This window comes from Halomonas sp. IOP_31, assembly GCF_021151495.1.
Classification (GTDB): Bacteria; Pseudomonadota; Gammaproteobacteria; order Pseudomonadales; family Halomonadaceae; genus Modicisalibacter; species Modicisalibacter zincidurans.
Window position 1 is genome coordinate 1 of sequence record NZ_JAIRBP010000086.1, and the last position, 1,093, is coordinate 1,093.

Here is a 1,093-nt window from a genome sequence, read left to right on the forward strand (position 1 = left end):
CCGAAACCTCAGCTTGCCAGAGGTGGTGCACCTGAATCCCGAGCGGGAGCCGGTGCCACAGGCAGCAGGGTTTTAAAGAGCCGAAACCATTTCATGTGCCAACTATGTTGACAGACTCCGGCAAATTGCTCCAGGAAAGTGGTCAACTCCGCCTCCACGGCCTTGGCGATCAGGTCTCGGGCTCCTTTGCGCAGCAGCTCATGCAGCGGGTCTGTGATGCCGGCATCTGGCTGCGTCACGTCTTGGAAGGTAGAATCTGTCATGGCGTATCCACTCGTGTTGGTTGAGATCTTGGTTGTGATCAATCAACAGGATACGCCACCCTTCCTACTTCCTCCCATACACCAGACTTGAGCTTAACTCCCGCCGGAGTAATACTGACCCACCAGCACCGACTTAAAATTGACCCACTTGAGGCAAACTGGCCGCCACCGATACGGGTAACAGCCGAGGCCGCCGGGTGGTGGCCGCCGGTGCCGACTCACGCCGGGTCTTGCCATGCCAGTAGCCCAGGCTCTTGGAGGAAATCCCTACTTGGCGGGCATAGGCTGCCATGGCGAGACCGCTGTCACGCCAGGCCTCCAGATGCGAAAGCCAGAAGCGACGCTTCTCTTTCGAGGTGTTGGGAATCTGGGACATGAAGCCTCCGTTCGATCTGGGATGGTGGTGAACATCACGCCATGATCAAGGCTGCAAGGCGACTTCAACAGATGCAGATGGCGGGACGCTTACCCTTCAACAGCGACTCGCCATAGCTCAGACAGCACGTAAGGTCTACGCCCAAGCGCTGAGTAAAGAGCTGATCAGGCCAGGGCGTTGAGAGGATTTCCGAAATTCGAGCTGGTCATGTCGACCGGCGCGCCAGCGCGACGATCGGATAAGTCAGCCACGTCGACGGTACCTTATCGTGTGTGCGGGGGAGATACTCAGGGCAGGATGGATTACAAAGGCCGCCCCGATAGGAGCGGCCTGTTGCGTGTGCGCCAGGCATGGCGCGCAGCGCCTGAGTGGCGCTGTTCCCGAGGGTGGTGCCTCGGGATGACTTGGGGGTGAAAGTCCCCTGTACGCCCGGCAAGGGGAAGTACTAGCCGAC

Annotated in this window: 1 protein-coding gene and 1 pseudogene; both read right to left on the reverse strand. The window is 59.2% G+C overall.

All coding sequences use genetic code 11. The features are described 5' to 3' along the window. Nucleotides 1–119 precede the first annotated feature (119 nt). Nucleotides 120–263, reverse strand: a pseudogene (locus K7I12_RS17415) (IS256 family transposase); the annotation flags it as partial. Between the two features lie 133 nt (nt 264–396). Further along, a complete protein-coding gene (gene tnpA / locus K7I12_RS17420) occupies nt 397–639 on the reverse strand; it encodes an IS66 family insertion sequence element accessory protein TnpA (RefSeq protein ID WP_231664814.1) in 243 nt (80 codons plus the stop codon). Between the last annotated feature and the right edge of the window lie 454 nt (nt 640–1,093).

What these genes read in the sequence shown, in the direction of transcription:
- tnpA (WP_231664814.1), bottom strand. Translation starts at nt 639, where the DNA reads ATGTCCCAGATTCCCAACACCTCGAAAGAGAAGCGTCGCTTCTGGCTT.